The 8,098-nt window shown below is 51.4% G+C and carries 7 protein-coding genes; 5 read left to right on the forward strand and 2 right to left on the reverse strand.

Going from position 1 to position 8,098, the window contains the following annotated elements; all coding sequences use genetic code 11:
• The first annotated feature begins 436 nt into the window (after positions 1-436).
• Both ACTH5D_RS16550 and ACTH5D_RS16555 read left to right on the forward strand, forming a co-directional pair.
• Entirely contained in the window at positions 437-760 is a 324-nt protein-coding gene (locus ACTH5D_RS16550; protein ID WP_044629647.1) for a type II toxin-antitoxin system RelE/ParE family toxin, read from the forward strand.
• A 26-nt stretch (positions 761-786) separates the two neighbouring features.
• Positions 787-1,080 (forward strand): helix-turn-helix domain-containing protein, encoded by a 294-nt coding sequence (locus ACTH5D_RS16555; protein ID WP_044629646.1) that lies wholly within the window; start codon positions 787-789, stop codon positions 1,078-1,080.
• Between the two features lie 259 nt (positions 1,081-1,339).
• Here ACTH5D_RS16555 and ACTH5D_RS16560 read toward each other — a convergent pair whose 3' ends face one another.
• Together ACTH5D_RS16560 and ACTH5D_RS16565 are read right to left on the reverse strand one after the other, a co-directional pair.
• Positions 1,340-3,673, reverse strand: coding sequence for a TOTE conflict system archaeo-eukaryotic primase domain-containing protein (locus ACTH5D_RS16560; RefSeq protein WP_441673166.1), 2,334 nt, complete (start codon positions 3,671-3,673; stop codon positions 1,340-1,342).
• A 125-nt stretch (positions 3,674-3,798) separates the two neighbouring features.
• Positions 3,799-4,089 (reverse strand): lysozyme inhibitor LprI family protein, encoded by a 291-nt coding sequence (locus ACTH5D_RS16565; RefSeq protein WP_441673158.1) that lies wholly within the window; start codon positions 4,087-4,089, stop codon positions 3,799-3,801.
• A gap of 308 nt (positions 4,090-4,397) precedes the next feature.
• Here ACTH5D_RS16565 and ACTH5D_RS16570 point away from each other — a divergent pair, with 308 nt between their 5' ends.
• The 3 genes from ACTH5D_RS16570 (at position 4,398) to yegD (ending at position 7,891) form a co-directional block, all read left to right on the forward strand.
• Positions 4,398-4,919, forward strand: coding sequence for a hypothetical protein (locus ACTH5D_RS16570; RefSeq protein ID WP_441673160.1), 522 nt, complete (start codon positions 4,398-4,400; stop codon positions 4,917-4,919).
• A 28-nt stretch (positions 4,920-4,947) separates the two neighbouring features.
• Positions 4,948-6,171 (forward strand): DUF4236 domain-containing protein, encoded by a 1,224-nt coding sequence (locus tag ACTH5D_RS16575; protein WP_441673162.1) that lies wholly within the window; start codon positions 4,948-4,950, stop codon positions 6,169-6,171.
• Between the two features lie 244 nt (positions 6,172-6,415).
• Positions 6,416-7,891, forward strand: a complete 1,476-nt coding sequence (gene yegD / locus ACTH5D_RS16580; protein ID WP_441673164.1) for a molecular chaperone — start codon at positions 6,416-6,418, stop codon at positions 7,889-7,891.
• Positions 7,892-8,098: the final 207 nt, after the last annotated feature.

The following is an 8,098-nucleotide window of genomic DNA, read 5'->3' on the forward strand; positions in this document are numbered from 1 at the left end:
ATTCTGGCCCAGCTCAGGGGGCGAATTCCACACCCAACGTCGAAGAGCCTTTTTAATTTAGCAATGATGGCGTCAGTGTTCGTGATGAGCGGGTGTGTAATAGTGCTTCCCAACATACTAGGTAGCGGGGTAGGCCCATTTCGCTAGCTTAGCTGTGCAGAATAATAACTTGGTCGGAACAGGCGTAACCTTTACAGCTATAGCTGCCAAAGACCTTGCATTGCATGCAACAGCTTATGGCTTTCTCCCGTCGAGCGGTCTGATGTGGTCACTGTTGCTGGATAAGACCAATTTGACGATAGATGTGATGCATGGATGAACGGAATCTGATGGAGTTTAGGCACTTCGTGATGTTCGACATGAAGCTTGAGCAATTTAATTGATAAGTCTATTATATCTATATTGATATAATATTTGTGGTAATTGAGGAGTCAGCGTGGCGCGCAAGAAACCTGTTGCTTTCGTCGGAGATTCCAAGGATAGGCTGCGTGACTTCCCACTGGATGCGAAGAGAGAAGCGGGGTTTCAGATAGACAAAATTCAGTCTGGAGGTCAGCCAGACGATTTTCGTCCGATGCCAAGCGTTGGCTCTGGTGTAATGGAAATCCGTGTTCGAGACCATAACGGTGCCTTTCGGGTTTTTTACGTGGCCAGTCGAGGTGACGTGGTATTTATTCTCCACTGCTTCCAGAAGAAAACCCAAAAAACGTCCCAGAAAGACATCAATTTGGGCAAACAACGATACAAAGAGTTGCCCTGAGTCCAGCTACTAAGTGAGGTGAGATAATGACCATTGAGTATTACGACAGCGTGTGGGATGCCATTGAGGATACGCCTGAAGAAGCGTTAAATATGAGGCTCCGTTCCGAGCTCATGGCCAAAATTGCTGGCCGTGTGAGAGAGTGGGACATTACTCAGAAAGAAGCAGCCAGCCGATTAGGAATTACTCAGCCGCGCCTCAATGATCTGCTGAACGGTCGCATTAACAAGTTCAGCCTTGATGCGTTGGTCAACCTGACAGGGCCGGCTCACTTCCATCTCGAACTAGAGATTGAAGACGAGCAAGAGGTTGCTGCCTAAGAGAACGAGATCAGCGGGCCATTAGCCATCAGTAGATCGCAAAATGATCTACCTTGTGGCGTATTTTTATGGCGAGCCTCTCAATCAAGAACGTCACTAAACCAGCAACCCTGATGAAATATTCAAGTAGTCACTCGCTAACACTTGGTGAAAAATAAAGGTGTGCTGTCATAAAACCTTGAAAGCTGGTCTCAAACATAATGTCACCAAAGCATCGCTTGAGTCGTTGTCTTGGGCCTAACTGTGGCCTCAACGTCTTCTAAAGCAGCTTGTTTTGACCTGAAGCGGTAAACTGATACCCCATGGCTTTGTAGCCTTTCTCGCGTTTTCGATACATGCGTTCAAGCATTGGCAGTCCAGTATCAAGGTAGTCATAGATAGTGACTTCCTGCTTGCCTTCAACCGCTCTATGAATCCTGCCAGCGTATTGTGACAGCGTTCCCTTCCAGGCGATGGGCAGTGCTAAAAACAGCGTGTCTAACCGAGGCAAGTCAAAACCTTCACCGATGTATTTGCCAGTTGCAACAATAACCTGAGCTTTATGTAACTGGGCTTCCGCTGCCTGACGCTCTTTGACGCGCATCCCTCCACGTAACACAACCGACGATATCGACTCAGCGGCCAACAGTGCTGCTAGTGCCTCAGCGTGCTCTCGTCGTTCCGTTAGAAGAAGGCAGTTTGCCTGGTTGTTCACGCAGCTTGCTACATCCTGAACAATGTCCTTATTGCGGGCGTTGTTCTGTGCAAGCCAACGGTAAACTGAGGCTATATGGGGGCGCTCATGAGACTGACAGATATCGGCGGGTGGAATTTCATGACGCTCCCGAATGATGACGTGCTGAACAAACTGGGAGCTGTGTTCCGCCCTAACTTTGTGACGAACGGGCCCCGCAATCATCAACATGATCTTTTGGTGCCCATCCTGGCGGTCAGGCGTTGCGGTTAGCCCGACGACATAGCGGGCGCTGACTTCGTTAAGAAGCATCTCGTAGCGCGGAGCTGAGATATGGTGACATTCATCGATAATGATCTGGCCATACTCTTTAGCCAGGTCGGAGACCGTATTGTCTTTTTTATTGATCAGGCTCTGGTAGGTGGCAACGTCGATCTGGCCGGAAGGTTTCTTTTTCCCACCACCGATGACACCCACAGAGGCACCCTCAATAAAGGTTTCTAGGCGCTCCTGCCATTGTCCTAGTAACTGGCGACTATGAGTGAGGATCAATGTGTTGACCTGTCGCTTGGCGATAAGGCCAATGGCCGTTATGGTTTTGCCGAACGCGGTCGGCGCATGCAGCACCCCGGTATCATGCTCGGCAAGTGCCTCCACAGCCCTATTCTGCTCATCACGCAGCGTTGCTTTCAGACTGACGCCATTTAGAACCTGGCCGGGTAGTCTGCGATCATCGAGGTTTACCGTAATCCCTTGGCCCAGCAGCAATGCTTGAAGTTCGTCAAAACAGCCTCTTGGTACCGAGAGATAACCTTGCTCGATTCGGACACAGGAGATGTAGCGAGGGATACCATGCGTTGAGAAACGAAGTGCCTGTGTTTTGAAAAAGACGGGATTGGCAAAGCTCGCCATGCGCTTAATGCGAGCAGCCAGCATCCCTGGTATATCTGACAACTTCATATAAATATGATTAGCCAGTATGAGCGTGACGGTGTCAGGGCATCCGGTTATTTTCTCTGTCTCAACGGGTAGCGCTTGCTCCCAAGGCAATGCAACGTCTGCGGTAGCATCGGTATCAGGTTTCCTGCCGATCTTTTCTCCGAGCTGTTCCGGTGAGAGAGATTTTTGCCGACTGAGTAGGGCCCATTGATCCGGATAAGGTGTCAAGTGATCGTCAACGAACATTGTACAGCCGCGATGTCGCGCCTGGTGTTGAAGTGGCAGGGCAATCAAATTGCCAAACCCACCCGCAGGTATCGTGTCTTGATTCGGGAACAACCGGTCATAAGAACTGAAGGACAAGCCCGGATGGAGATTCATGGCTTTATCCAGCAGCTTGAATCCCAACGTCCTCGCTGACCAGGCCGGAACGGCTTCCGAAAAGAATATCCACAGATGGGCACCCGCTCCTGACCGAGAGATTTCAACAAGATAAGGAATACCTTCATCACGACAGGCTTGAGCAAGCGCAAGAACGTCAGCTTTCCAATTCTCTTTATCAAAATCGACTGCCAGCAAATAGCAGGAACTATCCGGCAGTAAAGGGTAGAGGCCAGCCACCTGCTTGCCAGAAAGATGGTCGTACACCGCGCTGACGTTTAGGGGTTTGAATTGTCGGTGGGGACATTCCCCGCACTTGACCTGGGGTTTCTGACAGAGCCCTGGGACCCATTCATTCTCACAAGCGACGGCATAGCCGGAACGGCCACTGGAGTTCTGCCAGCGAATCGCATAGACATCCTGCCTACCACGAAAAAGCTTCCCGAACAGCTCGACTTTTTGATCGGGGGTTAGCGGCGGTGCAGTGAGCCGGTGCGCAACATGCTGCAGCTCGCGCTTCCGGGAAAGAAGGTCAGCCTTTTCCCTCTCAAGCTCTGATAGCCTTAACTCAATAGCAGCAAGCTCTTGATCTGCTCGGATACCTACCTCGTGCTTAGTGCAGTTACTTTATTTGATGATTGCGTGTTTCAGTAGAGGCTTATGAACGCTAATTTACCGTCAGGGCTTTAACAAAGTGAGCATCATCATGCCCACTTTTCTGGTATTCACGGCTGCATTAGATTTTCTAATTCATCCGCTCGCCGAGTGGTTTCTCGGAGCAAACATGAATTGGCGTTGATACGCGCCATTGTTCCTCCTTCTGGGTCAGCATAGAAACCGCAATTGGCTTCCTTATATGTAATCCATATCCGTTGGACGCTAAGCAGCTGGTCGCGACGTTCATCGCTGAGGTGGCCACGAAGCTGCTGGTAGTTGTCATTGAGCCGCTGGTCCTGGCGTTCATATTCGTTTGATATGCAGGTGACTATATCGAGAGTGCTAACCGCTTGCTGCATACATGCCTCATAGGATTTTGAATATTCGTTACCGTAAGCGCAAGCGCTAGTCAGAAGGGTAGCGACGAGTAGGATACGTTTGATATTGAGGCGTTTCATGGCGCTATTGCTCTCTGTTCAATTGTTGTACTGATGCTTGCCGACAAGAAAGTGGCGATCGGCTTAAATCCATTGCTTCTATTATCAAGATAGCCAATTATTCTGAAGCATGGTCGCGAGCGCATACCGCACAGAAAAGCAGAGGTTACCGAGTCGTGAAGCTGTTACTTTTTATAGGCCCTGCTCACTAAAAAGCTATTGATTTAAAAATGAGAAACGCGCTGTCCTTACCCCAGCTATGGGAAAGCACCAAATACGTGTCGTGGCCTAAAAGCCACAGTAACCCCATGGTGCGCGTGCCACGCCCGTCGGGGAAACCTGAAACTAAGTCGATCCCGCGCTTAGCCAGTGAATACGATACTTTTGAGCGTTGCCTTACGTATCGAGACCAACGTGGCAGAGAGATTTGGGGCGAGCGTCGTTGGAAGGAGCTGTTGCGAGTAGAGGCACGCTCCGTCGCGCGTCATCGTGAAAGGCCCGCTGGCCCGATAACGGGCGTTTACCACTATGAACGCCCCACGGGAACAACACTCTGGGTGGCGGCTTGGTATGAGTTGATGCCCAACGGTTCACGCAAAAAACGCAGCGCGCAGTTCAGTTACGGTACGTCACGCACCCGCTATGCGACCTCAGAAGAAGCCATGCAGGCGGCGATTAAACGGCGGCAAGAGGAAGAGGCGCGCTGGTACTGTGTCGTGGGTAAGCGCGATCAACGGCGCGTGAACCAGTGACGTAAGGTTCCCGCTTCAAGGAGTGTCGATGGCTTTTCGTTTTCAACGTCGTATTTCGCTTGCGCCCGGCGTGCGCCTGAATATCAGCAAGCGTGGTGTGGGCCTTTCTGTCGGCCCGCGTGGTGCCAGTGTCAGCATGGGGCCACGCGGTATCCACGCGCATGCCGGACTTCCTGGAACAGGACTGGCCTATCGCACCCAGCTGTCATCATCTCGGCGCGCTTCTTCAAAGGGGCAAGCAAGTGCCCTCTCAACCCTGACAGCGCTAGAAGCGCGCATTGGGCAAGGTGAGTCACTGGGGCTTCAGCTGTCGGTTAAGAAAGACGGCAACGTGCGCTACCTATTTGAAGACGGGACCCCGCTCAGCGACCAGGACGTGCGTTGGCTGCGCCGCCACGCACGTGATGCTATTCGTACACAGCTCAAGACACTCTGCGATGAATTAAACGCGGACATCGTGCGCTTAGGGCAGCTGCACCACGATACCCCATCTCTTCACTGCCGTGGCTACACCCCACGCCATTTTGCTGAGACGGCACCCACTTCGCCCACGCCGGTGCCTCTTCCATGGTGGAAAGCGCTATGGCCACCGGCACGCCGTCAACATGAGATCGATAGCGCACGCCGGCAGGCGCAATTTCATGACGACTACCGTCATTGGGAACACCGCAAAGCCGATTTTGATGCCGCCGAGTTTGCCCGACAGCAGCGCGAAGAGCAGGGCGTGCTAAAACAACGTGATGACATGACGCTCACGCTTCAAGAACGCCTGGAAGAGATCGACTGGCCCCGCGAGACCGTGATCGATTTTGATTTGGGAAGCGATGACACCACGATGGCGCTGGATATTGACTTGCCCTCTGACGATGACATGCCGGATCGAGAATGGACGATACCCGCTAAAGCGCTCAAGCTCACCCCAAAATCCCTGAGTGCCACCCGACAGCGCAAACTGTACCGTGACCATGTCCATGGCATTGCCTTTCGGGTGCTAGGTGCAGTGTTTGTGCGTTTGCCCTCTGTTCAAGAAGCGCGGGTATCTGGATATCGCCAAGTGGTTGATCCTGCCACTGGTGGCGCTCGCGATCAGTATCTCTATAGCATTAAGGTCACCCGAGTGCAGTGGAATCGTATCCACTTTGATCAGCTTGAACAGGTCGACCCGGTGGCGGCTGTAGAAGCCTTTACACTACGCCGTGACATGACCCGAACAGGCATCTTTCGTGATATTGAGCCGTTTAAGCTAGTCTAAAGCGCCTTCTTTCTTATCGACGTAGGCTGATCGACTGACTTTATTGGTTGCGACTTATAGCTTCAACCTATGAGGTGATCAGCAGCATGAGCTCTTGAATATCTGCTGGTGTGGCCGCTCTATACATAAGAAATAGCAGCATGACTTACAGAGCATCTAAATACGCGTTAAGCCTCGCATCTGATAGCCTGAAATTATATTACCTGGATCAGGTTCGATTTCTAAGACTCTTTGAGGTGTGTGTATGTCGCATATAGGTATTGATTTTGGCACATCTAATTGCCTTGCTAGTCGGTGTGTTGAAACCCAAATTATGCCCTTCAGGCTTACTGATAGTGAGCAAGTGATGCCCACCGCGATGTATGTGCTAAAAACCTTGATTGATGATGTCTCTATGGATGACCCTGCAGTTAGACAGGAGCTTACGAAACGTGAGGGTGTCTTCAAAAGGCAGCAAACTAGGCAGCTCAACCAAGCTAAACGAGATGGAGAGCAGTTAAGCCAACGAGTTTTCAGCGATCGCGAGATAAAGCGTCTGGTTGAACTCGCTTATCACCGTGAGCGCCAACAACTAGCGCTGGAAAAAACGAGACTTATGCCATTGCTAGAGGCTCTAGAGCGAGGCTCTGAGGTAGTTTTTGGTGATCTTGCCATTGAAACGAGTCTGGTGGAAGGGAACGGTGGATTCTTAGTAAAGAGTCCGAAGTCGTTCCTTGGGGCGAAACTACGTAAGGATCAGCTAGCTACCTTCCGAGCCGTTTGCGCCCGATTTCTAAGTCATATCAGGTCCACCTGTGAGGAGCAGGCCAATGAGATCCTCACGCAGGTTGTTATTGGCCGACCGGTCAATTTCCATGGTGCTCAGGGAGAAGCAGGTAACTGCCAGGCTGTTGGAATTTTGAAAGATGCGGCACATGAGGCTGGATTTAAGGATGTTTCCTTCCTCCTCGAACCCGTCGCAGCTGCTATAGACTTTGAGCGTACGCTTGAACGGGATCTTATGGTTCTGGTTGTTGATCTAGGGGGAGGGACGACTGATTGCACGATGATGCCCTTGGGGCCCACTTATCGGCGTGCCACTGAGGTGGAGCGACTTGCTTCAGTGCTGGCGCATTCTGGTGATCGAATGGGCGGCTTGGATCTCGACATTCGTTTGAGCCATCATTTGCTTATGCCCGCGTTTGGTAAAGGCACCTCGACTCTTGATCGCATGCCGATGCCGGCGCATTTTTTCTGGGATGGTTGTGCGGTCAATGACCTAGAACTCCAACGGCGCTTCATCAATGAGGATCTTGCCTACTATGCATCTCGGGCGGCTGAACCAGCCAAACTAGAGCGTCTGCTGGAGCTGCAGCAGCGCAAGGCTATGCCCAGGCTGCAGATGACAGCAGAGGTTGCGAAGATATGGCTTTCTAATCAGGAGCATGTGCTGGCGGATCTGAGCTATGTCGAGCCCGATTTCAATATAGCGGTCTCACGAGCGGATTATGAAGCTGCTATTGAGAAGCCTCTTCATAAGTTTATGGGGCTAGCGCAAGAAGCTGTCAAACAGGCAGGGCGGTTACCCGATCTGGTTTATGTGACGGGTGGAACGGCGCAGGCACCTATTATTCGCGCGGCTCTCCAGGAAGCGCTAGGGGATGTTGAGATCGTCTCAGGCAACTTGTTCCAGGGCGTTGTATCAGGACTGAGTGTTTGGGCTAATCAGCTTTACCGATGATGTCCGCACATCAAAAAAATGGGCATGAGCATATTAGTATAACGTCAGATGACGGTATTGAGAGCTACAGGATAGAACGCTGGTATAGGGTCCTGGATATGTCTGTAACGCCTGGGAAGATTCAGTGCCCGCCAGCCTATTTGAAACAACTGAAATCCTGAATTCAACTAATAAGTGCAGCACCTGCGGTTTCTAGTGCTCCTGAAT

It is taken from the genome of Halomonas sp. (assembly GCF_052095695.1).
Lineage (GTDB): Bacteria > Pseudomonadota > Gammaproteobacteria > Pseudomonadales > Halomonadaceae > Vreelandella.

Excerpts from the sequence above, each read along its gene's own strand:
- yegD (WP_441673164.1), top strand. The coding sequence starts at position 6,416 with ATGTCGCATATAGGTATTGATTTTGGCACATCTAATTGCCTTGCTAGT.
- ACTH5D_RS16575 (WP_441673162.1), top strand. The coding sequence starts at position 4,948 with ATGGCTTTTCGTTTTCAACGTCGTATTTCGCTTGCGCCCGGCGTGCGC.
- ACTH5D_RS16565 (WP_441673158.1), bottom strand. The coding sequence starts at position 4,089 with ATGCAGCAAGCGGTTAGCACTCTCGATATAGTCACCTGCATATCAAAC.
- ACTH5D_RS16555 (WP_044629646.1), top strand. The coding sequence starts at position 787 with ATGACCATTGAGTATTACGACAGCGTGTGGGATGCCATTGAGGATACG.
- ACTH5D_RS16570 (WP_441673160.1), top strand. The coding sequence starts at position 4,398 with ATGAGAAACGCGCTGTCCTTACCCCAGCTATGGGAAAGCACCAAATAC.